The sequence below is a fragment of the Curtobacterium sp. PhB191 genome, assembly GCF_004346515.1.
In the GTDB taxonomy this organism is placed as follows: Bacteria; Actinomycetota; Actinomycetes; order Actinomycetales; family Microbacteriaceae; genus Curtobacterium.
In genome coordinates, this window is record NZ_SMBV01000010.1 from 41,822 (window position 1) to 68,238 (window position 26,417).

Genomic DNA, 26,417 nt, shown 5'->3' on the forward strand with positions numbered 1-26,417 from the left:
CGGCCTTAGTGCACGCGGTCCGGGCGCGAGGACCCGGCCCCACCGCGTGCGATCTCGAGCAGGACCGGCAGTCGTTCGCCGAGCAGGGCGTCCAGGTCGGCCACGACGGCCTCGACCCGTTCGGTGACCTCGCGCGGTGAGGCACCCCGGCGCGGACGGACCCGCACCCGGATCGCCCGGCCGCCGCGGACGCGGTAGACGTCGACCGCGAGCGAGGCCACCTGCGGCAGCTCCCCGATCGCCGACGACAGCGCGTGCTGCACGGCCGTGGACTCGACGCGCACCGAACCGGCGACGCCGTCGGAGGATCCGTCGCTCTCGACGACGGTGCCCGCACGGCCACCGCCGAGCGTCGTCAGCACCACGATCGCCAGGATGCCGACGACGACCCCGCCGCCGAGCACCCACGTCCACGACAGCAGGGAGTCATCGCGCGACGTGTCCGTGCCGAGGCCCGCGAGTGCGTCGCCGGCCGTGCGCCACCAGGACGCCACGAGCGGCAGGCCCTGGGCCGTCTGCACCAGGATCGCACCGACCCCGGCGACGAACAGGACGAGCCCGACGACGACGAGTGCCGTCCGGCCGAGCCCACGGTTGGTCGCGTTCATCCGTCCACCCGTCCGGTCGGCTGGACGCGCACCCGTGCAGCGAGGGCGGGCAGCGCGTCGATCCCCGCGAACTCGTGCTCGACGGCCTCGGTCGCGGCCACTGCGGGAACGTCGACGCCGGCGGCGGGACGCAGCACCACCTCGACGGTCCGGCGGCCCACGGTGCCGACGGCGGCATCCGGCCCGAGCCGCGTGACGGAACGGGCGGCACGTGCCGCGGCGGAGGCGAGCACCTCGTCGTCGACCACGACGGCGAGCCGGTCGGATGCCATCGCGTGGCGCGGACGCCGCTGCGGCAGGAACCCCTGCAGCAGGAGCACCAGGCCGACGAGGGCGACGATCGCCGCGATCCCGACGACGAGCGTGGTGTCGAGGCCGTCCGGCGCGGCGAGGGCGGCGTCCACCACGGCACGCGGGTCGACGCCGAGGACGTTCTGGTCGAGCAGCACGAGGGCACCGGCGAAGACGGCAGCGGCGGCGAGCACGAGGGTGATGAGCATCGCGATGACGACGGCACCCGACCGGGACACGTGGGTCTCGCGGCGGAGCAGACGGCGGTAGGTGGCGGCGTGGTCGGTCGACGGTGCGGGGCCGGCTTCGGGGACCGATGCGGTCCGGTCGTCCACGGCGGTCACCGGACTCTCCGCGGGACGTCGACGACCGACGACGCGAACGTCACGGTCACCCGGGACACCTGTCGGCCGGTGATGGTCCGGAGCCGCTCGGCGATCGTGCCACGGGCCCGGTGCGCGCTCGTGACGACGGGTTCGTCGGGGACCGCGTGGCTCCCCAGCACGGGCAGGGTGAGCGGGGCGGTGATCTCGACCGCCAGCGCGCCGCGGCCGTCGTCGGAGACCCGGGCACGGACCTCCCGGAAGGCCACGCGCAGCGATTCGGCGGCGACCGCCTGGGCGGTGTGCACGAGCGCCGACGTGCCGATGCGGTCGGAGCCGCGGAGCCGGACGCCGCTGTCGCCGACCGTGGCGACGGCGGCGTCGGTCACGACGAGCTCCGGCGTCCGCGCAGCACGTCGACCAGGCGACGCACGTCGACGTCACCGGCGACGATGCGGGCGACCAGGCCGCCGACGGCCATGCAGACGGCGACGACCACGAACGCCCAGAACCCGAGGGTCACCGCGACGATCGCGAGGAGGGCGCCGACGCCCATCCCGACGACGGTGGCGTTCACCGGACCCGGCCCTCGCGGACGTCGCCGTCGAGGTCGTCGGCGGTGCCGTTCAGTGCCGGGATGTTGACGTCGTTGATCGCGATGTTGACCTCGGTGACCTCGAGCCCGACGAGCTCGGTGACGGCGCTCGTGACGGCGGCGCGCACGGCGGACGCGACGTCCATCATCGGGATCGGGTAGTCCACGACGATCGTCAGGTCGACGGCGACCTGGGTCTCGCCGACCTCGACACGGACACCCTGGCCGAGCGCGCTCGAGCCGATCGCGTCGCGGATGGCGCCGAAGGCCCGCGAGGCGTTCCCGCCGAGGGCGTAGACGCCTGGGACGTCACGCGCGGCGATGCCCGCGACCTTGGCGACGACGGTGTCGTCGATGATCGTCTTGCCCTTGGCCGTGACCTGCGTGGTGGTGGTGCCGGTCGTGGTGCCGGTCGTCACGGTCCCGTCGACGCGGTTCGTCGTCGATGCCATCAGTGCCTCCTGCGCTCGCTTGCTGGACTTCCAGCGAACACCATCGTGCCGCGCTGCGCCCGAGAGCGGCAGGCGGCGCGCTGCACGGCGGGGTCGGTCGTCCCCGGTAGGTTCGATGCCATGCGCGTGGCGACCTGGAACGTGAACTCCGTCCGCACCCGAGTGGGGCGGGTCGTCGACTGGCTGGTGCGCGAGGACGTCGACGTCCTCGGCATGCAGGAGATCAAGTGCAAGCCGGAGCAGTTCCCGGTGCAGGCGTTCGAGGACGCCGGCTACCACGTCGAGGCGCACGGCCTGAACCAGTGGAACGGTGTCGCGTTCGCCAGCCGGCTGCCGATGGAGGACGTGACCCGCGACTTCCCCGGCCAGCCCGGCTTCCTCAAGGGACACGAGGGGCCGGACCTGCCCGTCGAGGCCCGGGCCATCGGCGTCACCGTCGACGGCGTGCGGCTCTGGAGCCTGTACGTGCCGAACGGGCGCGAGGTCGGCGACCCGCACTACACGTACAAGCTCGACTGGCTCGCGCAGCTGGCCGACCGCACCGCCGAGTGGATCGCCGCGTCGCCGGAGACCCCGCTCGCGCTGATGGGCGACTGGAACGTCGCACCGCTCGACACCGACGTGTGGGACGTCCGCGTGTTCGAGGGCCACACCCACGTCAGCGAACCCGAGCGCGCCGCGTTCCGGGCGTTCGAGGCGAAGGGGCTGCAGGACGTCGTCCGGCCGATCGTCCCCGACGGCTACACCTACTGGGACTACAAGCAGCTGCGGTTCCCGCGCAACGAGGGCATGCGCATCGACTTCGTGATGGGCTCGCAGGCCTTCGCCGACGTCGTCACCGATGCCTCGATCCACCGCAACGAGCGGAAGGGCGACGCCCCGAGCGACCACGTCCCCGTGGTGGTCGACCTCGACCTGGACACGTCGCTCGACGACGACCGCCCGATGATCTTCTGAGCGATCACGCGGTCGTGACGCGTTCTGTTACGCCCGGCGTCCGCCCTCGTTGAGCAGGTGACGGCGCCGACGTAGATTTCCTGCACCGAACCCCTTCGAGAGCAGGTGAAGCCATGTCCCGCACGACGATCCTTCCCATCCAGCGCGTCATGGCGAACGCGGCCCCCGGCGCCTGGCGCGACGGAATCGTCGTCGAGACCCGTCCCGCCGACGCCGTCGTGGTGTTCCTGGACGGCGGCGTGACCCAGCTCCGGGTGGCGGACGCCGACGCCTTCTTGTCGGTCGGCGATCCGGTCGCCCACCACCCTGTGGCGGAGATCCTCAGCGCCGGCGGTCGTCAGACCACGGCACGCAGCGCGTAGCCCGTCGGCTCAGGCAGACATCGAGGCAAGCATCGCCTCGCACTTCGCGACCATCTCGTCGCAGGCCATGGCGCAGTACCGGCACGACTCGTCCATGTCCATGTGCTTCCGGCACTCGGCGGCACACATCGTGCCCATCGTCATCACGGCCATGAGCATCGCCTGCATGCTCGGCAGGTCCATGCCTGCCGGACGCATCATCATCCGCATGCCGGTGTCGGCCATCATCGCCGTGTTGGAGCACATCGCGGCGCACGTGGCCATCTCGCCGCCCATGCGCATGTCGCTCGCGGAGCACATCGTGGCGGCCATCGACGCGGCGTTCATCGCCATCATCGTGTCCTGCATCACGTCCATGTCCATCTCCATGGGCATGTCCGTCATCGACATGTTCTTCATCATCGCCATCGTGTCCATCGGAGGTCTCCGTCCGTCGTGGTCCCGAGGCGGGTCCGCCCCGTGGGTGTCAGCGTACGCGCGCCCCCGATGCGCTTCGTGAGCAGCAATGGTCGGGTCGGTGACCGCGACCCGACCATTTCTGCTCACCATCCGCGGTGCACGCGACCCCACGGCGGACGGGAGGCACGGGGCGGCCCCGCCACGGGCCTCCCGTCCGCCTCGCGGTGCGTCCAGGGCGCGCTACGGGTGCAGCAGGGCCGCGATCGCGACCAGGACGGGGACCGAGCCGATCGTCGAGATGAGCACCACGTCGCGGGCGACGGGGACCGCCGCGTCGTACCGCTGCGCGTAGTTGAACACGTTCTGCGCCGCCGGCAACGCCGCCAGGGTCGTGAGCACGAAGACGTCCTGGTCGCCGAGCCCGAACACGAACCGTGCGAACACGTACGCGACCGCCGGCATCACCACGAGCTTGATCGACGACGCCACGATGACGTCCGTCCGGATCGCCGGGTCCCGCAGCGGCGCGGCACCGTGCAGGCTCATCCCGAACGACAGCAGGACGACGGGCACGGCAGCAGCGCCGACCAGCGAGAACGGCTCGAGCACCGGGTCGGGCAGCGTGGTGCCGGTCGCCGAGAACACCAGGCCGACCAGCGAGGCGATGATGATCGGGTTCCGGAACGGCCCGGAGATCCGGCGTCCCCAGCCGCCGGCGCCCGAGGTCGCGGCGTCGAGGATCGTCAACGCGACCGGCGCGATGACGATGAGCTGCAGCAGGATCACCGGCACGACCGCGGTCGCCTGCCCGAGCACGTACCCGGCGACCGGCAGGCCGATGTTGTTCGCGTTGACGTAGCTCGCGGCAAGGGCCCCGACCGTCGTGGTGGTGACCGGTCGCCGCAGCACGAACCGGAAGACGGCCGCCGCTCCGAGTGCGACCACGGCGGCGCTCAGCAGCGAGACCCAGAGCATCGGGGACAGCAGCGACTCGATGTCGGCTGAGGCGATGGTGTGGAAGAGCAGGCAGGGCATGAGCACGAAGAACGCGAGGCGACTCATCACGAACTGCGCGTGCGGGCCGAGCAGTCCGATGCGCCCGACGACGTACCCACCGGCGATGATCGCGCCGATGATCGCGAAGCCGGTCAACACGCCACCCATCGCGTCCATCCTTGCACCATGTGACGTCGCTCAGGTCGGAAATGCGTTCGCATCGAATACCGTTGCAGGCACCATGACCTCGACGAACGCCGACACCCTCACCCGGTCCACCGACTCCAGCCAGCCCCTCGTACCCCTGCTCGAAGAGCGCTGGAGCCCCCGTTCCTACGACGAGACCGCGACGATCTCGGACGAGCAGTTCGACGCCGTCCTCGAGGCCGCCCGCTGGGCCGCGTCGGCGATGAACTTCCAGCCCCGCCGCTTCATCGCGGGCCGTCGTGGCACCGAGACGTTCCGCAAGATCAACGAGAACCTGCTCGGCTTCAACGCCGCCTGGGCCTTCCGTGCCAGCGCCCTCGTCGTCGGCGTGCTCGAGACCGTGACCGAGGACGGCGACGAGCGTCCCTTCGCGCAGTACGACCTCGGCCAGTCGCTCGCGGCGCTCACCGTCCAGGCGCACGCCGACGGCCTGCACGTGCACCAGATGGCGGGCATCGACGCCGCGGGCCTGCGCGCCGCGTTCGACCTGCCGGAGCGCTTCCTGCCCTTCACCGTGACCGCCATCGGCACCGTCGCGCACCCGTCGCAGCTCGACGAGAAGGCGGCCGAGCGCGAGGTCGCACCGCGCACCCGCCTGCCCCTCGACGAGGTCGTGCTCGTCAAGGAGTAGTCCGCGGTACCAGCACGCGGCCGCGTCCCCACCGGGGCGCGGCCGCTGCCGTACCCGCTGCCGCGTAGAATGTCGTGACATGCAGCCCGAGATGAACTTCTACACGCGCAAGTGGGTCCGCCCCGAGGACCTCAACGCCAACGGCACCCTGTTCGGCGGCAGCCTGCTCCGCTGGATCGACGAAGAGGCCGCGGTCTACGCGATCATCCAACTCGGCAACGGCAAGGTCGTCACGAAGTACATGTCGGAGATCGAGTTCGTGTCCTCGGCGAAGGAGGGCGACATCGTCGAGATCGGCCTCGTCGCCACCCGCTTCGGCCGCAGCTCGCTCACGATGCGGGCCGAGGCGCGGAACCTCTTCACGCACCGCAGCATCCTCACCATCGACGAGGTCGTGTTCGTGAACCTCGACGACGACGGCAACCCGGCGCCGCACGGCTACACGGACATCACGTACGACCGCGACCGGGTCCCCGCGACGCACCGCGCCTGACCCGCGTGACCGCGCGTGACCCCGCAGACATCGCGCACGTGCCGGGCGCGGTGAGCACCGCACCCGGCACGTGATCGGTGGCCTCTGGCAGGATCGGGGCATGACCACGCCCCGCCTCGTCGCCTTCGACCTGGACGACACCCTCGCCCCGTCGAAGTCCTCCCTCGACCCCCGCATGCTCGAGACCTTCGCGTCCCTGCTCGAGGTCGTGCCGGTCGCGGTCATCTCCGGCGGCAACTTCACGCAGTTCGAGCAGCAGCTCGTCACCCCGCTCCGCCACCGCGACGGCCTGACCCTCGACGACCTGCACCTCCTGCCGACGTGCGGCACGCGGTACTACCGCTGGGCCGACGACGACTGGGCCCTGCAGTACGCCGAGGACCTCACCGACGACCAGAAGGCACGCGCCCTCGCAGCGGTCGAGTCCGTCGCGAAGGACGCCGGCTACTGGGAGTCCGAGACCTGGGGTGACATCCTCGAGGACCGCGGCTCGCAGATCACGTTCTCCGCGCTCGGCCAGGCCGCTCCGGTCGACGTCAAGAAGCAGTGGGACCCGACCGGCGCGAAGAAGGACGACCTCCGTCGACGCGTGCAGGCGGAGCTCCCCGACCTCGAGGTGCGATCCGGCGGCTCGACCAGCGTCGACATCACCCGCAAGGGCATCGACAAGGCGTACGGCATGCAGCGTCTCGCCGAGATCACCGGCATCGCGCTCGACGACATGCTCTTCGTCGGCGACCGGCTCGACCCCGAGGGCAACGACTACCCGGTGAAGGCCCTCGGTGTGCCGTGCCACGCGGTCGAGGGCTGGGAGGACACCGACGCCTTCCTGACCGAGCTCATCCCGACCCTGCGCTGACCGCGCGGCAGCCGACGGCGCGGCAGCTGACCCCGCGTCAGCCCAGGCTGCGGACGGCCTCGACGAACGCGCGGATCTTGGCCGGGTCCTTCACGCCGCGCTCGGACTCCACGCCGCTCGACACGTCGACACCGTCGGGGTCGAGCGCCTCGACCGCGGCGACGACGTTGGCGGGGGTCAGGCCGCCCGCGAGGATCCAGGCCTCGTCGATCCCGCCCTCGATCACGGCGGGGTCGATCAGCCGACCGCTGCCCGGCACGGCGGCGTCGAGCAACAGCAGGTCGTGGTCGTACGAGGCGCGCTGCTCGGCGGTCTCACGCAGGTAGTCCTCGGCCGCGAGGGCCCGGATGGTGAAGAAGCCGGCGTCGCGGGCCCGGGCGAAGTCGGTCGCGGCTTCGCCACCGTGCAGCTGCAGGGTGGTGAGCCCGACCTCGGACGCGATGCCGACGATCTCGTCGATCTTCTGGTCGCGGAAGACCCCGACGGCGTCGATGCCGTCCGGCAGCCGTTCGACGAGTTCCTTCGCCAGGTCGGCCGTCACGGTGCGGGGGCTGTTCGCGGTGAAGACGAACCCGACCGCGTCGGCGCCCGCGTCGACGGCGGCGTCCACGGTGTCGGGCGTCGACAGGCCGCAGATCTTGATCCAGCGCTGGTCGGTCATGCTGTCCATCCTGCCAGGGACCACGGACGAACGGGACGAGCTCGCGACGTCAGTGCAGCATGCCGGCGACGTAGGCGGAGCCGCACGCGACCAGCACGCCGAACGCCGCGAACGAGCCGACGAGCACGTTCCGCCGACGCCAGCGGCGGACGGCCGAGAAGGTCCCGCGCTTCGCGTGCCGGTGGGCCGCACGGTGCATCCGGTGGTCGCGCTGGTGCTTGACGCGCTCGGGTCCGAGCGGCACCGGGCCGGTGACCTGCGTGGAGCCGCCCCGCAGGGCGTTCGCGATCGCCACCGCGGTCGGACGACGCTCCGGGTCGCGGGCGGTCATCCGGCTGAGCAGTTCGCGCCACTCCGAGGCGACGTCGTCCGGGATCTCGGGGTCGTGCCGCAGGCGGGCCAGTGCCGCCTCGATCAGGGTGCCGGAGTACTCCTGCTTGCCGGTCAGGGACTCGAGCAGCACCAGTCCGAGCGAGTACACGTCGGTGGCGAAGCTGATCGGCTCACCCGCGACCTGCTCGGGGCTCAGGTACGCCGCCGTGCCGATGATCGTGCCGTCGTTCGTCAGGCGCGAGCCGTCGACGAAGTGCGCGACGCCGAAGTCGGTGAGCTTCACGGTCCGGGCGAAGCCGGACGAGCCCTCGTCGCTGATCAGGATGTTGGCGGGCTTGACGTCCCGGTGCACGATGCCGCGCGAGTGCACGTAGGCCAGGGCGTCGGCGAGCTGGGCGCCGAGGTCGGCCACCTCGTAGTTGTGCAGGGCCCCCTCGGACAGTCGGCGGAGCAGCGTCGTGTCGGCGATGAGCTCCATCACGATGAACCGGTGCGGGCCGTCGGGGAAGTCGTGCGTGCCGGCGTCGTAGAGCGGGATGAGCCCGGGGTGGGACAGCATGCTGAGGAGCCGGATCTCGCGCTCCTGCCGGACGCGGTCGGCCGTCGTCATCTTGTCCGGCGTCGCGAAGAGCTTCACGGCGACGGCGCGGTAGGTGTGCTCGTCGCGGGCTTCGTAGACGGTCCCCATGCCACCCGTGCCGATGAGCTTCACCAGTCGGTACCGGCCCGACAGGACCGTCTCCGTCCGCAAGCCGTCGAGCAGGGTCATGGTGTCCGTCGTTCCGTCGGGAGCCGCAGGTTCCGCGGCTGCTGCCGGCGTGTTGGCTCACGAGAAACGGTACGCGTCCGACCCCGCTTTTGGGCGGGTGTTATGACATCGTGATCGGCGTACTTCCCTGTGTTCATGCGGATGCATCAGGGTACCGTTCGACCTCCGACCAGGGTGAGCGATCACGCAAGGAGGACAGCGATGGCACTGACGAAGGGTGACGAGGTGCACTGGAACACCTCGCAGGGACGGACGACCGGGAAACTCGTGCGGAAGCGCACGAGCGACTTCGAGTTCGACGGTCAGACGTTCAAGCCGACCGACGACGATCCGTACTGGATCGTCGAGTCGGAGAAGAGCGGGAAGCAGGCCGCGCACAAGGAGTCGGCGCTGACCAAGGCCTGACGACGACCGACTCAGTCGCGGGCGGGCTCGGCGCGACGACGACCTCGTGCGCCCCCGCTCGCGGCACCGTCGCCGTTGCCACCTCCGTCCGCGCGGCGGTCTGCCCGCCACCGTCGGACCCGCCGGACCACGAACGTGACCACGACGACCGCGATCGCGACGTAGAGCACCCGGTCGATCCACTCGGTGTACTGCTCGACGCGGTCGTACTGGGAGCCGAACGCGGCACCGAGCAGCACCAGGGCGCTGTTCCAGATGCCGCTCGCGATGATCGTGAACACCGAGAACGTGCCGAGGTGCATGCGGTCAGCACCGGCGGGCAGTGAGATGAGGCTCCGCACGATCGGGACGAACCGGCCGAAGAACACGGCGCTCTTGCCGTGCCGGTGGAACCACGCGGCGGCCTTGCGGAAGTCGTCCTCGTCGACCAAGGGGAGCTTGCCGAACCACCGCGTGGTGCGCTCGAACCCGATCTTCGCGCCGAGCCAGTAGAGCACCAGCGCACCGAGGTAGGACCCGAGCGTCGCCAGCACGAGGACGAGGACGAGGTTCATCTGGCCGGCGCCCGCCAGGAACCCGGCCAGCGGCAGGATGAGCTCGGACGGGATCGGCGGGAACACCGTCTCGATGAAGAGCATGAGCGCGACGCCCCACTCCCCCAGGGCGTCGATGATCTGGAGCACGAGGCCGGAGAGTCCGCCGAGGTCCGAGGGAGCGGTGGAGTCGCCGGTGGCGACGGTCATGGCACGGGCGGTCACGGCAGTCGTCATGCCCCCAGCATCCCTGAGCGCCCTGTCAGGACCCGGCGCGGTACCTGAACGTCAGCCGAGTCCCATGTGCGAGGTCCGCACGTGCGTCAGCGACCGCGCGAGGGCACCGCGGGCGACGGCGTCGCGACCCACCGTCGACGGCACGATCTCGACGGGGTGCCGGAGCTGGGGCATGACCACCGCGGCGAGCGCCTCGGCGAACACCGACGCCGCCGGCAGGACCTCGCCCCCGACGACCACGATCTCGGGGTCGATCGTCGTGACGAGCTGCACGACGCCCGGTGCCACGTCGTCCGCGAAGGCGCGGACGACGTCGACCGCCGCCGGGTCCGGACCGTCCTCGCCGACGCGACCCGGCGCTGCGCCCCCGCGCCCGGCCGCGGCGAAGACCGACTCGAGGTCCGTGTCGGACGCGATCCGGGCCTCCAGGCGGGCCGGCGCACCGGGCCACCCGGTCGAGGCCAGGCCGCCCATCTCGCCAGCCGCACCGCGCGCCCCGCGCGCCAACGCCCCGTCGATGACGTAGGCCGCACCGATCTGCCGACCCATCACCAGGTACAGGCCATCCTGGACGCCCCGGAAGCGCCCCCACATCGCCTCGGCGGTGGCGGCGAGCTTGGCGTCGTTGTCGAAGAACGTCGCGATGCCGGGGAAGAGGTCCTGGATCCGGCCGGGCACGCGGCGCTCGACCCACTCCGGCACCGCGACCGTGTAGTCGATCTCGCCGGCGCGGTCGACGACGGCGGGGACGCCGAACGTGGCGGCGAGGACCGGGGACGCCTCCGAGCCGACCGTCAGGCGGCGGACCACGTCCTGCACGCTCGTCCAGGCCTGCTCCGCGTCGGCGAGGTCGGCGTAGCGCTCCTCGACCCGGGTGAGGGTGTTCCCGCGCAGGTCGGCGCGGATGCCGACGATGCCGTGCAGTCCGAGGTCGACGCCGAGCACGGAACCGGCGGTGGCGTCCGCGGCGAAGCGCTTGGCCCGGCGGCCGGCCTTGTTCGGGGTGGCGATCGCCTCGGCCTCGGTCACCCAGCCCTCGTCGACCAGGTCCGCCAGCGCCGCCTCGACCGTGGGGCGGGAGAGCCCGACGGTGCGGCTGAGCTCGGTCACGGTGCGCGACGCGTCGTCGCGCAGGAGCTCGTCGAGGATGGCGCGGGAGTTCATGAGTCGGAGCACACCCGGCGTCGTCCCCACGACACTCGGGATCGTTGACACGGTCTCGTCCACGGCCATAGCCTCCACATTACGAAAGATCATTGAGGAATGGTGGACTCCGACATGCTCATCCCACGACCGCGCCGCGCCGCCCCCGGCACCGGCGCCTTCGAGATCACCCCGTCGACCCGCATCGCAGCGGACGCAGCGAGCGGATCGGTCCGACTGTACCTGCAGCAGACGCTGCGGGCGTCGACCGGCCAGCCGGTCCGCGACGCAGCGGAGGACGTGGCGCTCGACGGGGCGGCCTCCGCCGACGGGTCGGTGCGGACGGGCGTCATCTCGCTGCGCGTCACCGACGATCCCTCCCTGCCCGCCGGTCCGCCGTCGCCCGAGGGCGAGCGCGCCGAGTCCTTCCGCCTGACCGTCACACCCGACGGTGTCGACGTCGCGGGCGGCTCGGCCGCCGGCGTGTTCTACGGCGTCCAGGCGCTCCTCCAACTGCTGCCCGCCGACGTGTACCGGAGCGGCCGCGTCGGCACCGGGCCGTGGTCCGTCCCGTCGACCATCGTCGAGGACGCCCCCGCCTTCGCCTGGCGCGGCGTCATGCTGGACGTCGCGCGGCACTTCCGCACCAAGCACGAGGTCATGCGCGTCGTCGACCAGCTCGCGGCGCACCGGATCAACCGGCTGCACTTCCACCTGACGGAGGACCAGGGCTGGCGCATCGAGATCCGGAAGTACCCGCGCCTGACCGAGATCGGGTCCTGGCGTCGCGAGTCCCAGGTGGGCGCACACGTCCCCGACGCCGACGGCGTGCTGCGCCCGGCATCGTTCGACGGCCGCCCGCACGGCGGCTACTACACGCAGGACGACATCCGCGAGATCGTCGCCTACGCGGCAGACCGGTTCGTCACCGTCGTCCCCGAGATCGAGACCCCCGGACACGTCCGTGCCGCGCTGGCCGCCTACCCGTCGCTCGGCGTGCACCCCGAGACGCCGGTGGAGGTCTGGACCGAGTGGGGCATCGCCGACGACGTCCTGAACGCCGACGACAGCACCGTCGACTTCTTCAAGGACGTCCTCGACGAGGTCATCGCGCTCTTCCCCTCCCGCTACATCGGCATCGGCGGCGACGAGTGCCCGAAGGTGCAGTGGGTCGAGGACCCCCGCACGCAGGAGCGCATGCGTTCACTCGGGCTCGAGGATGAAGAGCAGCTGCAGGCCTGGATCATCGGGCAGCTCGCGGCGCACGTCGCCTCGCACGGGCGGCAGGCGTTCGGCTGGGACGAGATCCTCGAGGGGGGCACGCTCGACCCGTCGGCGACCATCGTGTCGTGGCGCGGTCTGACCGGCGCCCGGACGGCGGCGAAGCGCGGGCACGACGTCATCTCGTCGCCCGACGACCAGGCCTACCTCGACTACCGCCAGAGCGACCTGGCGACCGAGCCGATCCCGGTGTCCATCGTGCTGACGGTCGACGACGTCTTCGGGTTCGACCCGGTGCCGTCCGGCCTGACCGAGTCCGAGCGCGCCCACGTCATCGGCGGCCAGGGCAACATGTGGACCGAGCACGTCGACACCGCGCGGAAGCTCGACTACCAGCTGTTCCCGCGGGTGGCGGCGTTGGCCGAGGCGCTCTGGTCGGCGGACGTCACCGGACCGCGCGACGTCGCCGAGTTCCGCGGGCGGTTGGCCGAGCACACCGCGCGGCTCGAGGCGATGGGGATCGAGTACCGGCACGAGGCCGGGCCGTTCCCGTGGGAGCAGCGTCCGGGCGTCCCTGGGCGGCCGCACTCGCGCGAGGACCGCGCCGCCTACATCGACGCGATCACGGCCAACATCGCCGAGTAGGGGGACGCGCGTGCTCCTCGCGTGGTCACGACACCCCGTTCAGTGCCGGCGCGCGGTCACGTCTCGTCTTTTGGGCGCCACGCCAGCGACGGAACGTGACCGCCCGACGTGCGGCCGGCGGTGCGTCGCGACCACGGACGGACGGGAGGCCCGGCGCCAGCTGGCTCCGGGCCTCCCGTCCGTCACGCGGTGACGTCGACTACACGGCGACGGCCACGCGGTCGTCTGCCGTCTCGGACACGGCGGCGTCCGCCGCCGGGGCCCGACGCACGAACTTCTTCAGCCCGACGAGCACCAGCGCGGACACGATCGTGCCGGCCAGGATCGCGACGATGAACATCGCGACGTCCCCGATGGCGAAGAACACGAAGATCCCACCGTGCGGCGCCCGCGAGGTCACACCGGCAGCCATCGAGATCGCACCCGTGACCGCGGCACCGACCATCGACGCCGGGATGACGCGCAGCGGGTCGGCCGCGGCGAACGGGATCGCTCCCTCGGAGATGAAGGACGCCCCGAGCAGCCAGGCGGCCTTGCCGTTCTCGCGCTCGGGCTTCGTGAAGCCCTTGCGGTACAGGACGGTCGACGCGAGTGCCAGGGCGAGCGGCGGCACCATGCCGGCAGCCATCACGGCAGCCATGATCTCGAACGGCACGACGTTGGTGGCGGTCCCGGCGCCGAGCCCGGCGACGGCGAACGCGTAGGCGACCTTGTTGACCGGGCCGCCGAGGTCGAAGGCCATCATCAGGCCGAGGATGATGCCGAGCAGGATCGCCGAGGCGCCGGACAGCGAGTTGAGGAACTCGGTCAGCTGGGTCATGAGCCAGGCGATCGGTCCACCGAGCACGAGCAGCATGAGGCCGGAGGCGATGATCGAGGCGAACAGCGGGATGATCACGACGGGCATCAGGCCACGCAGCCAGCGCCAGGTCGGGATGCGACCGATCCAGTACGCCGCGGCACCGGCGATGAGGCCACCGATCAGGCCACCGAGGAACCCGGCGTTCATGAAGACGGCGATGGAACCGGCGACGAAGCCGGGCGCGATGCCGGGTCGGTCGGCCATGGCGTAGGCGATGTACCCGGCGAGCGCTGCGACGAGGAAGCCGAGCGACACGGAGCCGATCTGGAACGCGGCGGCACCGAGGTAGTAGCGCAGCCCCTCCGGCGGCAGGTCGACCAGGTTGTAGTGCTGGAGCGCGAAGACCGCGTTGTTCACGCCGTCGTCACCGTGGGTGAGCGCGATGCCGTAGCCGGCGAGCAGGAAGCCGAGCGCGATGAGCAGCCCGCCGCCCGCGACGAACGGGATCATGTAGCTGACGCCGGTGAGCAGCCAGCGCTTGAGCGCTTGGCCGAAGTGCTCGTTCTTGGCGGTGGACGCACCGTCGACGGCTGCACCGCCCTGGACGCGTGCGGCGTTCGGGTCGTCCGAGGCACGGATGGCCTCGGCGATCATCTTGTCGGGCTCGTCGACGCCGCGCTTGACGGGGCCCGAGACGAGCGGCTTGCCGGCGAAGCGACCGCGGTCGCGGACGTCGACGTCGACCGCGAACACGACGGCGTCGGCGCGGGCGATGAGGGCCGGGTCGAGGGGCTCGACCTGCGAGGACCCCTGGGTCTCGACGTGCATCTCGGCACCGGCGCGCTGCGCCGCGGCGACGAGGGCGTCGGCCGCCATGTAGGTGTGCGCGATGCCGGTCGGGCAGGCGGTGACGCCGACGAAGACCTTGCGGCCCGGCGCGGGTGCGGCGGTCGGACTGGAGGCGCTGCTCGCCTTCCCGACGCCGGCTTCGGACACCTCGCCGCTCACCTCGCGGTCGACGAGCTGGACGATCTCGTCCGGGGTGGCTGCGGCGCGCAGGGCGGCGGTGAAGTCGTCGCGGATGAGCGCACGGGCCAGGGTCGAGAGGACCGTCAGGTGGTCCTTGTCGGCCCCTTCGGGTACGGCGATCATGAACACGATGTCGGCGTCGCCGTCCGGGGCGCCGAACGACACCTTCCGGGCGAGACGCGCGAACGCCAGGGTCGGCTCGGACACCGACGCCGATCGGGCGTGCGGGATCGCGATGCCGCCGGGAACCCCGGTGCCGACGCTGGCCTCACGCTTGATGGCGTCCTCGGCCAGGACCCGGCCGTCGGCGGCGCGGCCGGTCGCGGCGACGCGGTCGGCGAGGACGCGGATGACGTCGGCCGAGGTGGCACCGAGGTCCTCGTCGAGGCCGACGAGCTGGGCGCTGATGAGGCGCGGACTCGAGTCTGCGGACATGTGCTTGCTCCTTCGCAATGGCGCTGATCGCGCGGGTCGTGCAGGTGTTCGGGGAGTGGGGGTGTTCGTGGAGTGGGGGTGTTCGGGCGGGGTCAGGCGGGCTCGGGTGCCGGGTGCGTCGTGAGCACCCGGACCGAGATCGCCGTCGGGTCGGTGTGGTCGAGGGCCGGCACGTCGCTGCCGGGCAGGGCTGCGGCGGCGGCTCCGGTCGCGACGGCCTGGGCGAGGCGCTGCTCGGGGGACGCTCCGGCCACCTCGGCGAGCAGGTAGCCCGCGAGCGAGGAGTCCCCCGCGCCGACGGTGGAGCGGGCGACGATCCGCGGTGCTGCGGCGGCGAAGGCGCCCTCGTCCGACACCAGTACGGCGCCGGCGCTGCCGAGGGTCAGCAGCACCGAGCCGACGTTCCGGTCGCGTAACCGCTCGGCAGCGGCCACGGCGGCGTCGCGGTCCTGCTCGTAGGTGTCGGGGTCGCCGCCGACGACCTCGGCGAGCTCCTCGGCGTTCGGCTTGACCAGGTCGATCCGCTCGCCGGACTGCAGCAGTGCGGTGAACGGGACGCCGGACGAGTCGACCGCGATCCGGACGTCCTCACCGTGGCGTGCGCGGACGGCGCGGACGAGCACGGCGAGCGCGTCGTCGGGGAGTCCGGGCGGGAGCGATCCGGCGAAGACCACCCAGCGGGCGGCGGGTCCGGTGGCGGTCGCCGCGGCCGTGTCGGCGACCAGGTCGGCCAGGTCGTCCAGCCGGCCGGCGAGCGAGGGACCGGGCTCGTTGAGCTTCGTGGTGGTGCCGGTCGGCTCGGTCACGGTGACGTTCGAGCGGAGCGGCGCACCGATCGGCAGGGCGGCGGTCGGGATGCCGCGCGTGGCGAGGCCGAGCAGCACGGGGTCGAGCTCGTCGCCGGGCAGCACGGCGATGGTGTCCCCACCGCTCGCGACCACGACGCGGGACACGTTGACGCCCTTGCCGCCGGGCTCCGCGGTGGAGCGGATGGCACGCTGGACGGCGCCGCGCTGCAGTTCGCCGGAGAGCTCGATGGTGCGGTCGAGGCTCGGGTTCGGCGTGACGGTGACGATGCGGCGGCTCATGCGACGACGACCTCGACGTCGGCGTCGGTCAGGGCGCCGGCGAGGTCGGCCGGCGGCTCCTGGTCGGTGACCACGGTGTCGATCTCGTCGAGCCGGGCGAAGCGCATCAGGGCCTCGACCCCGTGCTTCGCGGCGTCGGCGAGCACGACGGCTCGGCGGGCGGCGAGGACGTAGGCGCCCTTGACCGCGGCCTCGTACTCGTCCGGGGTGCTCAGCCCGAAGCCGGCGGACAGGCCGTTCGTGCCGACGAACGCGATGTCGGGCCGCAGGGCGCTGATCTGCTCGACGGTGGCGGTCCCGACGGCGGCGCTCGTGACCCCGCGCACCCGGCCACCGAGCAGGTGCAGCTCGACGTGCTCGCTGTGCTGCAGGGTCGCGGCGATCGGGACGGAGTTCGTGATGACGGTGAGGGTCGCGCCGGCGGTGGCGGGCTCCCAGCGTGCGAGTTCGGCGGCGGCGGCGGCGCAGGTGGTGCCGGCGTCGATCGCGATCGAGCCGGTGAAGGTCGAGGGCACCAGGCGCATCGCGGCTCGGGCGATCTCGGACTTCGCGGAACCGTGCTGCCCTTCGCGCTCGGCGACGGAGAGTTCGACGACGCTCGAGCGGCCGATGGGCACCGCTCCCCCGTGCACGCGGCGCAGGACCCCGGCGGACTCGAGGGTGTCGAGGTCACGGCGCACGGTCTCGGTGGTGACGTCGAAGTGCTCGGCCAGATCGGCGACGGAGACCCGGCCGGCGTCCTGCAGCGCTGCTGCGATCGCGTCGTGCCGCTCGGTTGCGTACATGCCCGAACTCCTTCGTTCCCGTGGGTTTCAGGAACCATAAGCCACAAACCCACACAAACACAACCACCCGCACTCGTCCCGCTCCCCCGCTCCGTCCCCGCCCCCTCCCCCGAGGTTCCGAAATCTCGGCATCTCGCGGCGCCCACAGCCCGTCCGTGGAACCTCGGCGTCCAGCACGCGGCATGTCGTGGAACCTCGACGGACGGCACACGCACGAACACCCCACACGCACGAACGCCCCACACGCACGAACACCCCGCCGCGTGTGCGACGGGGTGTTCGGTCGAGCGCGTCAGCCCTTGACGGCTCCCGCGGTCATGCCGCTGACCAGGCGACGCTGCACGATGAGGAAGAAGACGACCACGGGGATCGAGAACAGCACGCTCGCCGCCATCAGCCCGCCGAAGTCCGTGCCCTTGTTCGTCGAGAAGCCCGCGAGCCAGACCGGCAGCGTGTACATCCCCTGGTCCTTGAGCATCACGTACGCGATCAGGTAGTCGTTCCACGCCGCGATGAACGCGAACACGCTCGTGGCGATGACTCCCGGCATCACGAGCGGGAACAGCACGCTCCACAGGATCCGGAAGGTGCCGGCCCCGTCGACCTTCGCGGCCTCCTCGATCTCGACGGGTACAGCTACGAAGAACCCGCGCATCACCCAGATCGAGAACGGCAGCACGCTCGCGACGTACGCCAGGATCAGCCCGACGTAGCTGTTGAGCAGACCGAGCGTCTGGAACGACAGGAACAGCGGGATGAGCAGTGCGCCCGACGGGATCATCTGCACGAACAGGATGCCGACCAGGATCGCCCGCCGCCCGCGGAACCGGAACCGCGACAGCGCCGCCGACGCCAGGAACCCGACCACGATCGACAGCAGCACGGCGGCCACCACGACGATGGTCGAGTTCCGCAGGTAGACGAGGAAGCCCTCTTGGGTGAGCGCGCGCGTGAAGTTGTCGAGCGTGGGGTGCAGCGGTGCCCAGATCGGGGTCATGGTGGTGACCTCGTCCGCCGGCTTGAAGGCGGTGTTCACCATCCAGTAGATCGGGAACACCCACACCAGGCAGAACACCACCGCGATGGTGTTCGCCACCACGCGCGGCTTCCGCTTCCGCGCCCGCACCGGCGCAGCATTCGAGACGGTCACAGGTCCTCCTCCCCGCTGCGGACGAGCCGGCGGATGTAGTAGCTGGTGAGCGCGCCGAGGATCACGGTCGAGATGACGGCGATCGCGGCGCCCTGGCCGTACGCGTTGGAGACGAACGACTTCACGAACGTCCAGATGCCGAGCGTCAGGGTGGCCTCTTCCGGACCACCCCTCGTGAGCAACCAGATCTGGTTGAAGACGTTGAAGTCCCAGATCACCGACAGGATCGACACGAGCAGCAGCGTCGGGGCGAGCGCCGGCAGCGTGATCGCGCGGTACATCGTCCACGTCGAGGCACCGTCGAGCGCCCCGGCCTCGTAGTACTCCGGCGCGATCTGGGACTGTGCGGCGTAGAGCGTCAGGGCGACGAACGGCACGGCCTGCCAGATCACGAGCGTGAGCACGATCGTGTACGCCTGCCCGGGGTGCGACGCCCAGTTGTCCTGCGTGTGGTCGCCGAACACCCGCAGCTGCGTGATGAGCCAGTTGAGCACGCCGTAGAAGGGCTGGAACAGCCACTGCCACACCAGGCTCGAGGCGACGTTCGGCATCGCCCAGGCCAGCACGAGCACGACGCTGACCACGGTGCGCATCGCGACGCCCAACCGGGTCAGCAGCTGCGCGACGCCCATCCCGATGACGATCGTGCCGAGCACCATCGCTCCGGTGACCAGGACGGTGCGCAGGATGACCGGCCAGAACGAGGCGTCGGTCAGGACGTTCGTGTAGTTCGAGACCCCCGCGAACCCGGCTTCCCCGGTGAAGATCGCCCTGAGTCCGTAGTCCTGGAACGAGATGACGACGAGCCGGACGAGCGGGTAGACGACGAGCGCGAGCAGCAGGATCGCCGCGGGCGCCAGCAGGACGAGCGGTGCGCGCGACGCCACCGCCGACCGACGACGCGCCCCGCGGCCGGGACGGACCGGCCGCCCCGACCCGGCACCGCCGGTGCCCCCGGTGCCCGCGCCCCCGGTCCCCCCGCCGCCGGCGACCGGCTCGGACTGCTCCGAACCGGTCGCCTGCTCTGCAGTGGAGGTCATCGACTACTGCTGCGCGTTCAGCGCGGTCGTGAGGTGCTTCGAGAAGCCCTCGGCGGCCTGCTCCGGCGACTTCCGCCCGGTGGCGATATCCGCGAACATCGACTGGAACGACGCGTCGCCCTCGATGGTCGCCCAGCCCGGCGTCGCCGGGGTCGGACGGCTCGTGCCCGCTGCCGCGAAGTACGGCTTGTGCAGGGTGTCGACGTCGTCGGCCACGGCGTCGAGCAGCTCGGTCGAGTTCGGCTCCCAGCCGTCCACGCCGAACACCTGGTCCTGCTGGAACTCCTTCGAGGTCAGGATCTTCAGGTAGTACAGCGCGAGGTCCTGGTTGGCGGCCTTCGCCGGGATCCCGAGGTCGGAGCCACCGAGGAACACCGGCTGCGTCTTGCCGTCCGTCTGCGAGGGCATCGGGAACGTGCCGATCTGGTCGGCGAGCGCCGGCTTCGCGGTGGTGATCGAACCGATCTCCCACGCCGAGCCGAGGAACGCCGAGGTGTTGCCCTGCGCGAAGACGTCGCTCTGCGAGGGCTTGTCGGTGTTGATGTCCTGCGTCGACTTCGCGGAGTAGTCGTTCTGGAACGTCTTCCACGCCGTCAGGCCCTGCACGGCGTCGTCGGAGTCGAGCTTCCCGGTCCACTTGCCGTCCTTGTCGGAGGCGATCTCGCCGCCGGCATCCCAGACCCACTGCAGCCCGCCGTACCAGTACTGGCCGGGCATGTAGAAGGCGGAGAAGTCGCTCGCCGTGTTGGCGGCCTTGACCTTGTCCAGGTCGGCGGTGAGCTCGTCGTAGGTGGTCGGCACGTCGGTGACGCCGGCGTCCTTCCAGACCTTCTTGTTGTAGACGACGGCACGGTTGCCGGCGAACAGCGGAGCACCGTAGAGCTTGTCGTCCACCGTGGCCGGCCCCTCGAGCCCGGTGAGCCAGGTCTGGCCGTCCTTGAGTTCGTCGCGGTACGGCGTCAGGTCCATGAGACCGCCGGCCGCTGCGTAGACCGGCACCTGGGTGTTGCCGAGGTCGACCACGTCCGGGGCGTCGTCCTGGGCGAGCGCCGTGGTGAGCTTCGTGGTGATCCCGTCCCACTGCTGGGTCTGGATCTTCACCTTCGCCCCGGTGTCCTTCGTGAACTGCTTCTGAGCTGCGTCGAGGACCTTGTCGCTCAGGTCGCCGTTCATCATCCAGACGGTGATGGTCTTGCCCTTGCCATCGGGTGTGCCGATGGCCTTCGTGCCACCGTCGGAAGCTCCGTTGCTTCCGGCGGAGCACCCGGTGAGGGCGAGCGCGGCCGCCAGGCCGAGCGCACCGAGTGCGGCGAAACGCGTGCGTGTCACGTTGACTCCCTTGGTCCGGCCTTTATGAAAGGTCGTTGCGTATTCGCAATAGAAGACCTTCCGAGAGCCCTTGTCAACCGTTGGATCGGTCCCTGTGAGCGGGTTCGATCCGCGTGTTTCCGGGGGATCACGGATGGCGAACAGATCGTCGCCAACGCTTGACGCGACTGGTCATGACCAGGCATGATCTGCGCCACGCGTCGACGGGGTGGACGGAACGACCGGGAGGCCCGGTACCGGTCCCGCAGACCGGCACCGGGCCTCCCGGATCACCACCACGGCCTCAGACGGCCGCCAGGGCGGACGTCGGTGGGATGCGCGCTGCGCGCGCGGCCGGGTACCACCCGGACACTCCGCCGATCACGACGGTCGCGCCGAGCCCGCCGCCGACGGCCCACAGCGGGATCGCCACCGGCCATCCCTGCGCCAGGGCGAAGGCGACCGTCACCCCGACCCCGATCACCACACCGGCCACCCCGCCCAGGAACGACAGCAGCAGCGACTCGACGAGGAACTGGTCGCGGATGTTCCGCCGCCGCGCTCCGAGGGCTCGCCGCACCCCGACCTCGGCACGACGTTCCAGCACGGTGATCACCATCGTGTTCGCGACGCCGATGCCGCCGACGAGCAGGGCCACACCGCCGATGCCGACCAGCAACCCGGTGAACGAGTCGTCGGTGGCGTCCTTCGCGGCGAGCGCGTCGGACGGTCGGGTCACGCCGACGTCCTGCGGCGCTCCGGGGCGGATCGCGTTCGCCAGGACATCGCGAGCCGGTGCCACCGGCGGGTCGACGCGGGTGTAGACGGCGGTCGGCGCCCCGTCGAACCCGAGCTGCCGGCCGAGGCCGCGGGGGACGAACACCTGGCTGTCCAGGTCGTCGGCGAGCGCGATCGGCTCCAGGATCCCGACCACCTGCACCCACTGCCCGCCGATCCAGACGCGGCTGTCGGCACGGACCCGGTCGATGCCGAGTGCCGACGCGGCGGCCGCACCGAGCACCACCTGCGGCGGAGCCACGACCGAGTCATCGATCCAGCGCCCGGACCCGAGCTCGCCGCCGAGCACGCGCGGCACGTCGCCCCAAGCCGCCATCACGCCGATGCCCTTCGTCTCCGGCGGCGGGATGAACTCGTTGCGGTAGACGGCCGCGTCGACCACGGTGCCGACCGCGGCAGCCGACTGCACGTCGTCCTGGCGGAGTGCCGACTCGAGTGCGGTGGACGGCAACGGCGGCACGTCACCGAACCCCTGGGCCTGCGTGGCGGTGAGCACGTTCGTGCCGAGGGCGTCGAGCACCTGGTCGAGCTTCGCCTTGCTCGACGACGAGATCCCGACGACGGCGATCATCGCGGCGATGCCGATCGCGATGCCGAGCGCCGACAGGACGACACGGCCGGGTCTGGTGCGCAGCCCGAATACCCCGAGCCGGAGCAGGTCAGCGGCACCCAACCGTGCTCGCACGCCGGTCACCAGCCACCCCCGATGGAAGCGGCGATGTCCCCAGCCGGCCCGACCGCCGAGTCGTGCTCCACCAGACCGTCACGCATCCGGACCTGCCGCGGCAACGAGGCTGCGAGGCCCAGGTCGTGCGTGATGACGAGGACCGTGGTGCCGGTGGCGTTCAACGCACGCAGGAGCGTCACGATCGCCGCACCGGAGGCGGAGTCCAGCGCGCCGGTCGGCTCGTCGGCGAGCAGGATCGTGGGGTTCCCGACGATCGCGCGGGCGATGGCCACGCGCTGCTTCTCACCCCCGGAGAGCTGGGTCGGGCGGTGGTCGGTGCGGTGCCCGAGGCCGACTCGTTCCAGGGCCTCGTGGGCGCGTCGGCGCCGTTCACGTCGCCCGGTCGCCGAGTACAGGAGCCCGTCGGCGACGTTCTCCGCCGCGGTGGCACCGGCCTGCAGGTGGAACTGCTGGAACACGAAGCCGACGTGCTCAGCTCGCAGCGCGGACAAGGCGTTGTCGGACATGGTCGCGACGTCGTTCCCGGCGATCGACACCGAGCCCTGCGTGGGACGGTCGAGGGTCCCGACGATGTTGAGCATCGTGGACTTGCCGGACCCGGACGGACCGACGACCGCGACGAGCTCCCCGGCGGCGACGTCGAGCGTCACCCCGCGGAGCGCGCCGACGTCGCCGTAGGTCTTCGTGACCTCGCGCAGGGCGAGGACCGGCCCCGTGCCGCTCATCCCGGCACCACCACGCGGTCGCCTTCCGCGACGTTCCCGGTGATCGCGATCCGGCCGTCGGCGATGAACCCGGGGGTCACGGGAACCCGCTTCGTCGTGCCGTCGCGCCGCACCACGTCCACCGCGTACGCGCCGTTCCCCGTCGTCACGAGTGCCGCGACCGGCACGGAGAGGACGTCCTTCTCGGTGGCTCCCGCGGCGTCGATCTGCGCGGACGCCGCAGCGGGCAGCCGTCGCGAGCCGGGGTCGAACGCGACGGACACGTCGACCTTGGACCCGGCGTCGTCTCCCGAGCTCGGTTGGACGTCGGTGACCTCGCCCGTCATCGGTGCCCCGGCGCCGTTGATCCGGACCCGCACCTCCGTGCCGACCGCGAGCCGTTCGGCGTCGCGCTGGGAGACGGTGGCGACGACGATGCGCTTCGTGCTCGTGACGGAGAGCACGTCGCCGCTCCCTCCCTCCGCCGGCTGGCCGAGCTTCCCGTCGACGGTCGCGACACGCACGTCCCCGTCGACGAACGCGATGTCCGCCGAGGTCAGCACGCCGGTGACCTCCTGCCCCCGGTCCTCCTGCCACTGCCGCACGGCGCGCTGCGTCCGCGGGCCGAAGGAGTCGTCCTGCGCGACGTCGTACCCGAGCGCGGCGAGGTTGTCGTTGAGCTGCTGCACATCGGTGCCCGTCAGCCCGCGTTCGAGCGAGCGCCACATCGGCACCGTGCCGTGCATCGCCCGCACCCCGCGCTCGTCGACCGCGTACAGGAACTCGTCGCTCCTGATGACCTGCCCGGGCGCGGGGAGCCAGGTCAGCGTGCCCGAGGCGGCGCCGGGGACCCCGGTGGCCGTGCCGTACCCGAGGGTCCCGGCGAACACCTTCGAGTCCGTCAGGTCGCCCTTCGTGACCGCGGCGGTCGGGTGCTGCTGCTTCCCGGACTCGGCTGCTGCCGAGGACGGCGCAGCCTGCAGGTCGATGAACAACCACGTGCCAGCGCCTGCGGCGAGCACCGCGACGAGGCACGCGCTCGTGACGAGCGCTCGACGCCTGGTCAGGACGGTCGTCACGGCTGCACCGTCGTGTTCGAACCGGAGCTGCCGCCCTTGCCCAGGACCTCGTCGAAGCACGTCGACGACGCGTCCTGGAACGCGTCCTGGTCGTCGGGCCGGTACGTGGACATCGCATCATCACCGTCGGGGTAGTCGGCGAACCCGTTCTCACGGATGCACTCCGCGATCTGCTTCCGCTGTTCCGGCGTCCCGGCGGGCTTCGCCGCCTGGAACCCCTCACCGGCTCCGGCGTCGCCCATGCACTCCTGCAGGTCCGCCGTCCACTGTTCGTCGTCGATGCCGTCCGGAGCCGACAGGGACAGGGTGCTCCCATCCGACGACGGATCCGGCATGTCGTACCCGTGGTCACGCATGCAGGACGCGAGCGAGGCCCCGGCCCCCTTGCCGCCGCCCGAGGCCGTGTCGGTCGAGTCGCTCGACGGCGCTCCGGAACAGCCGGCGAGGAGGCCGGGCAGGAGCACGACGGCTGCGGCGACGGCGATGATGGTGGTGGTGGTGGAGTGTTTCGTGGATGGCTTCATGGGACCAGCACAGCGGACCCGGTGTTTCGTCCCCGGTACGCGTGGGGTCACACCGACGAAACGTCGATGCGCAGGCCGCCCTCACGGCGCGCGGTGACGACGAGTCGCCACCCGTGCGCGTGCACGATGGACGCGACGATCGACAGGCCGAGGCCGCTGTGCCGGCCGCCGGATGCGACCTCGGGGCAGCGTCGGAACGGTTCGACGAGCAGTGGCGCGACCTCGTCCGGCACGACCGGCCCGGAGTTCTCCACGACGAGGCCGTCACCGCGCGTGGTGACGCGGACGAAGCCGCCGGCTTCGTTGTACTCGACGGCGTTGCCGACGAGGTTGACGAGCAACTGCCGGACGAGCATCGGCTCACCGGTGATGGTGGGTCTGCCAGGAGGCGCGGCTCGGCCCTCGTGGGTGATGGTCACGCCCGCCTCGTGCGCACTCCCGGCGGCTCCCGCGACGACCTCGTCGGCGATGGCCACGAGGTCGATCGACGTCCCGACGCCTGCGAGCCCTCGATCGGCCTCCGCGAGCACGAGCAAGGACTCGACGAGGTGCTCGGTGCGCCGGTTCTGCGCGAGCAGTTCCTCGCGCACCACTCGGACGTCATCGGCGCCGGCACCGTCGTGCAACCCGATCTGCATCGCGGCACGCTGGACCGCGAGCGGGGTCCGGAGTTCGTGCGACGCCTGCGCGACGAACCGTCGCTGGCTCTCGAACGCGGTCTGCAGCCGGTCGAGCAGGTCGTCGACGGTGCCGGACAACCGTCGGAGTTCGTCGTCCGGGCCCTCGAGTGCGATGCGTTCGTGCAGGTTCGACGCCGTGATCCGGTTCGCCGTCGCGGTGATCCGGTCGATCGGTCGGAGCATGCGCCTGCTCACCAGCCACCCGACGCCACCGGCGACGAGGCCCGCCCCGGCGATGCCGATCGCGGACCACTGCCACTGCTGCACGGCGACGAGCCGGACCACCGCGACCGTGGTGGAGGGTGCGTCGTTCGCTGCCGAGCGCTCGCCGATCGGCACCGGCGAGGCGGTCACGAACGTGTCCGCCGGGGAGGCACCGCGCATCGCCGTCGTGTCGAGACCCGCGCCGACCCCGGCCAGGGACATCACGTTCGAGAACACCACCACCCCGGTGGCGAGCGCCATCGCCGCGAGCGCGAACGTCAGCGCCGTGCGGGCCCGGATGCTCCAGGTCCGCCGGAGCCGTCTCACAGCGCGTAGCCCTCGCCCGGGACCGTCCGGATCGGATCGGGGCGGCCGAGCTTCTTGCGGAGCTTCGACATCGTCACCCGTACGGCAGCGGTGAACGGGTCGATGTTCATGTCCCAGACCTTCTCGAGCAGTTCCTCGGCGGAGACGATGCGACCGTCGGCTCGCAGGAGCGCCTCGAGCACCCCGAGTTCCTTCGAGGTCAGGTCGAGCGGTCGGCCGTCACGGGTGACCATCCGACGGTTCGTGTCGAGGACGATCCCGACGCGTTCGAGCACGGGCGCGACCGGGGCCACGCTGCGCCGACCGAGCGCGCGCACCCGGGCGACCAGTTCCGGGTACTCGAAGGGCTTCGCGAGGTAGTCGTCCGCGCCGAGTTCGAGCCCGTTGACGCGGTCGGTCAGGGTCGCCGCCGCGGTGAGCATGAGGATGCGGGTCAGGCTGCCGCGCGACGCCAGCCGACGTGCGACCTCGTCGCCGTGCACCCCCGGGACGTCACGGTCGAGCACCACGACGTCGTAGTCGTTCACCGCCAGCAGTTCGTCGGCGTGGTCGCCGCGGTAGGTGACGTCGACGGCCATGTCCTGCCGCGACAGGCCCTTCGCGACGAGGTCGGCGAGGGCTGCTTCGTCATCGACGACCAGGACCCGCACGGCTGG

The 26,417-nt window shown here is 71.4% G+C and carries 30 protein-coding genes; 7 read left to right on the plus strand and 23 right to left on the minus strand.

The features are described 5' to 3' along the window. Nucleotides 1–5: 5 nt before the first annotated feature. Genes EDF48_RS15785 through EDF48_RS15805 form a run of 5 tightly spaced genes read right to left on the minus strand, consistent with a single transcriptional unit; the run spans nt 6 to nt 2,269 of the window. Nucleotides 6–608, minus strand: coding sequence for a hypothetical protein (locus tag EDF48_RS15785; RefSeq protein WP_123937448.1), 603 nt, complete (start codon nt 606–608; stop codon nt 6–8). Next, nucleotides 605–1,243: a hypothetical protein gene (locus EDF48_RS15790; protein ID WP_123937447.1), complete on the minus strand. Its 639-nt coding sequence runs from the start codon at nt 1,241–1,243 to the stop codon at nt 605–607. The genes EDF48_RS15785 and EDF48_RS15790 overlap by 4 nt, the downstream gene beginning before the upstream one ends. Then, nucleotides 1,240–1,611 (minus strand): hypothetical protein, encoded by a 372-nt coding sequence (locus EDF48_RS15795; RefSeq protein WP_123937446.1) that lies wholly within the window; start codon nt 1,609–1,611, stop codon nt 1,240–1,242. Before EDF48_RS15795 ends, EDF48_RS15790 begins: the two co-directional genes overlap by 4 nt. Next, nucleotides 1,608–1,799, minus strand: a complete 192-nt coding sequence (locus EDF48_RS15800; RefSeq protein ID WP_111086173.1) for a DUF2273 domain-containing protein — start codon at nt 1,797–1,799, stop codon at nt 1,608–1,610. Before EDF48_RS15800 ends, EDF48_RS15795 begins: the two co-directional genes overlap by 4 nt. Then, nucleotides 1,796–2,269 (minus strand): Asp23/Gls24 family envelope stress response protein, encoded by a 474-nt coding sequence (locus EDF48_RS15805; RefSeq protein WP_123937445.1) that lies wholly within the window; start codon nt 2,267–2,269, stop codon nt 1,796–1,798. The genes EDF48_RS15800 and EDF48_RS15805 overlap by 4 nt, the downstream gene beginning before the upstream one ends. A gap of 120 nt (nt 2,270–2,389) precedes the next feature. Here EDF48_RS15805 and EDF48_RS15810 point away from each other — a divergent pair, with 120 nt between their 5' ends. After that, nucleotides 2,390–3,226: an exodeoxyribonuclease III gene (locus tag EDF48_RS15810; RefSeq protein WP_123937444.1), complete on the plus strand. Its 837-nt coding sequence runs from the start codon at nt 2,390–2,392 to the stop codon at nt 3,224–3,226. 113 nt (nt 3,227–3,339) lie between these two features. Then, nucleotides 3,340–3,588 (plus strand): nuclease, encoded by a 249-nt coding sequence (locus EDF48_RS15815; RefSeq protein ID WP_123937443.1) that lies wholly within the window; start codon nt 3,340–3,342, stop codon nt 3,586–3,588. Between the two features lie 9 nt (nt 3,589–3,597). Here EDF48_RS15815 and EDF48_RS15820 read toward each other — a convergent pair whose 3' ends face one another. Continuing rightward, the gene (locus EDF48_RS15820) at nt 3,598–4,005 is read right to left on the minus strand and encodes an aldehyde dehydrogenase (RefSeq protein ID WP_123293560.1); all 408 of its coding nucleotides are present in this window, start codon (nt 4,003–4,005) and stop codon (nt 3,598–3,600) included. Nucleotides 4,006–4,227: 222 nt separating this feature from the next. Further along, nucleotides 4,228–5,151: an AEC family transporter gene (locus tag EDF48_RS15825; RefSeq protein ID WP_131881195.1), complete on the minus strand. Its 924-nt coding sequence runs from the start codon at nt 5,149–5,151 to the stop codon at nt 4,228–4,230. Nucleotides 5,152–5,224: 73 nt separating this feature from the next. Between EDF48_RS15825 and EDF48_RS15830 the strand changes: the two genes are divergently transcribed. The 3 genes from EDF48_RS15830 to EDF48_RS15840 all read left to right on the plus strand — a co-directional run bounded on the left by EDF48_RS15830 (nt 5,225) and on the right by EDF48_RS15840 (nt 7,173). Further along, a complete protein-coding gene (locus EDF48_RS15830) occupies nt 5,225–5,821 on the plus strand; it encodes a nitroreductase family protein (protein ID WP_131881197.1) in 597 nt (198 codons plus the stop codon). Nucleotides 5,822–5,900: 79 nt separating this feature from the next. After that, on the plus strand, nt 5,901–6,314 hold the full coding sequence (locus tag EDF48_RS15835) for a hotdog domain-containing protein (RefSeq protein WP_111086180.1): 414 nt from the start codon (nt 5,901–5,903) through the stop codon (nt 6,312–6,314). 100 nt (nt 6,315–6,414) lie between these two features. Then, on the plus strand, nt 6,415–7,173 hold the full coding sequence (locus tag EDF48_RS15840) for an HAD-IIB family hydrolase (RefSeq protein WP_123937441.1): 759 nt from the start codon (nt 6,415–6,417) through the stop codon (nt 7,171–7,173). A gap of 37 nt (nt 7,174–7,210) precedes the next feature. Here the strand turns inward: EDF48_RS15840 and EDF48_RS15845 are convergent, their stop codons facing one another. Beyond that, complete coding sequence (locus EDF48_RS15845) at nt 7,211–7,834, minus strand: phosphoribosylanthranilate isomerase (RefSeq protein ID WP_131881199.1); 624 nt, start codon at nt 7,832–7,834, stop codon at nt 7,211–7,213. Nucleotides 7,835–7,883: 49 nt separating this feature from the next. Then, a complete protein-coding gene (locus EDF48_RS15850) occupies nt 7,884–8,936 on the minus strand; it encodes a serine/threonine-protein kinase (protein ID WP_123293556.1) in 1,053 nt (350 codons plus the stop codon). A 201-nt stretch (nt 8,937–9,137) separates the two neighbouring features. Here EDF48_RS15850 and EDF48_RS15855 point away from each other — a divergent pair, with 201 nt between their 5' ends. Further along, nucleotides 9,138–9,341 carry a DUF2945 domain-containing protein gene (locus EDF48_RS15855; protein WP_123937440.1) on the plus strand — a complete coding sequence of 68 codons (204 nt, stop codon included), beginning with the start codon at nt 9,138–9,140 and terminating at the stop codon, nt 9,339–9,341. Nucleotides 9,342–9,352: 11 nt separating this feature from the next. Here the strand turns inward: EDF48_RS15855 and EDF48_RS15860 are convergent, their stop codons facing one another. Beyond that, nucleotides 9,353–10,111, minus strand: coding sequence for a DedA family protein (locus EDF48_RS15860; RefSeq protein WP_228504475.1), 759 nt, complete (start codon nt 10,109–10,111; stop codon nt 9,353–9,355). 51 nt (nt 10,112–10,162) lie between these two features. Further along, nucleotides 10,163–11,338 carry an ROK family transcriptional regulator gene (locus tag EDF48_RS15865; RefSeq protein ID WP_165932423.1) on the minus strand — a complete coding sequence of 392 codons (1,176 nt, stop codon included), beginning with the start codon at nt 11,336–11,338 and terminating at the stop codon, nt 10,163–10,165. Nucleotides 11,339–11,374: 36 nt separating this feature from the next. On the opposite strand from EDF48_RS15865, the gene EDF48_RS15870 reads away from it, so the two are divergent. After that, nucleotides 11,375–13,120 (plus strand): beta-N-acetylhexosaminidase, encoded by a 1,746-nt coding sequence (locus EDF48_RS15870; protein ID WP_131881203.1) that lies wholly within the window; start codon nt 11,375–11,377, stop codon nt 13,118–13,120. A gap of 199 nt (nt 13,121–13,319) precedes the next feature. Here the strand turns inward: EDF48_RS15870 and EDF48_RS15875 are convergent, their stop codons facing one another. The 12 genes from EDF48_RS15875 to EDF48_RS15930 form a co-directional block, all read right to left on the minus strand. Beyond that, nucleotides 13,320–15,386, minus strand: coding sequence for a fructose-specific PTS transporter subunit EIIC (locus EDF48_RS15875; protein WP_123937437.1), 2,067 nt, complete (start codon nt 15,384–15,386; stop codon nt 13,320–13,322). A gap of 92 nt (nt 15,387–15,478) precedes the next feature. Beyond that, the gene (locus EDF48_RS15880; protein ID WP_131881205.1) at nt 15,479–16,474 is read right to left on the minus strand and encodes a hexose kinase; all 996 of its coding nucleotides are present in this window, start codon (nt 16,472–16,474) and stop codon (nt 15,479–15,481) included. Beyond that, nucleotides 16,471–17,259 carry a DeoR/GlpR family DNA-binding transcription regulator gene (locus EDF48_RS15885; RefSeq protein WP_131881207.1) on the minus strand — a complete coding sequence of 263 codons (789 nt, stop codon included), beginning with the start codon at nt 17,257–17,259 and terminating at the stop codon, nt 16,471–16,473. Before EDF48_RS15885 ends, EDF48_RS15880 begins: the two co-directional genes overlap by 4 nt. A 292-nt stretch (nt 17,260–17,551) precedes the next feature. Continuing rightward, nucleotides 17,552–18,409 (minus strand): carbohydrate ABC transporter permease, encoded by an 858-nt coding sequence (locus EDF48_RS15890; protein WP_243650121.1) that lies wholly within the window; start codon nt 18,407–18,409, stop codon nt 17,552–17,554. Continuing rightward, nucleotides 18,406–19,449 carry a sugar ABC transporter permease gene (locus EDF48_RS15895; RefSeq protein ID WP_131881209.1) on the minus strand — a complete coding sequence of 348 codons (1,044 nt, stop codon included), beginning with the start codon at nt 19,447–19,449 and terminating at the stop codon, nt 18,406–18,408. The genes EDF48_RS15890 and EDF48_RS15895 overlap by 4 nt, the downstream gene beginning before the upstream one ends. 3 nt (nt 19,450–19,452) lie before the next feature. Next, on the minus strand, nt 19,453–20,778 hold the full coding sequence (locus tag EDF48_RS15900) for a sugar ABC transporter substrate-binding protein (protein WP_131881211.1): 1,326 nt from the start codon (nt 20,776–20,778) through the stop codon (nt 19,453–19,455). Nucleotides 20,779–21,061: 283 nt separating this feature from the next. Continuing rightward, nucleotides 21,062–22,249, minus strand: a complete 1,188-nt coding sequence (locus EDF48_RS15905) for an ABC transporter permease (protein WP_243698126.1) — start codon at nt 22,247–22,249, stop codon at nt 21,062–21,064. Further along, on the minus strand, nt 22,246–22,968 hold the full coding sequence (locus EDF48_RS15910; protein ID WP_131881213.1) for an ABC transporter ATP-binding protein: 723 nt from the start codon (nt 22,966–22,968) through the stop codon (nt 22,246–22,248). The genes EDF48_RS15905 and EDF48_RS15910 overlap by 4 nt, the downstream gene beginning before the upstream one ends. Continuing rightward, entirely contained in the window at nt 22,965–24,026 is a 1,062-nt protein-coding gene (locus tag EDF48_RS15915) for a peptidoglycan-binding protein (RefSeq protein WP_131881215.1), read from the minus strand. Before EDF48_RS15915 ends, EDF48_RS15910 begins: the two co-directional genes overlap by 4 nt. Next, complete coding sequence (locus tag EDF48_RS15920) at nt 24,023–24,550, minus strand: hypothetical protein (protein WP_131881217.1); 528 nt, start codon at nt 24,548–24,550, stop codon at nt 24,023–24,025. The genes EDF48_RS15915 and EDF48_RS15920 overlap by 4 nt, the downstream gene beginning before the upstream one ends. 47 nt (nt 24,551–24,597) lie before the next feature. Continuing rightward, a complete protein-coding gene (locus EDF48_RS15925) occupies nt 24,598–25,761 on the minus strand; it encodes an ATP-binding protein (protein WP_131881219.1) in 1,164 nt (387 codons plus the stop codon). After that, entirely contained in the window at nt 25,758–26,411 is a 654-nt protein-coding gene (locus EDF48_RS15930) for a response regulator transcription factor (protein WP_131881221.1), read from the minus strand. The genes EDF48_RS15925 and EDF48_RS15930 overlap by 4 nt, the downstream gene beginning before the upstream one ends. Nucleotides 26,412–26,417 lie beyond the last annotated feature (6 nt).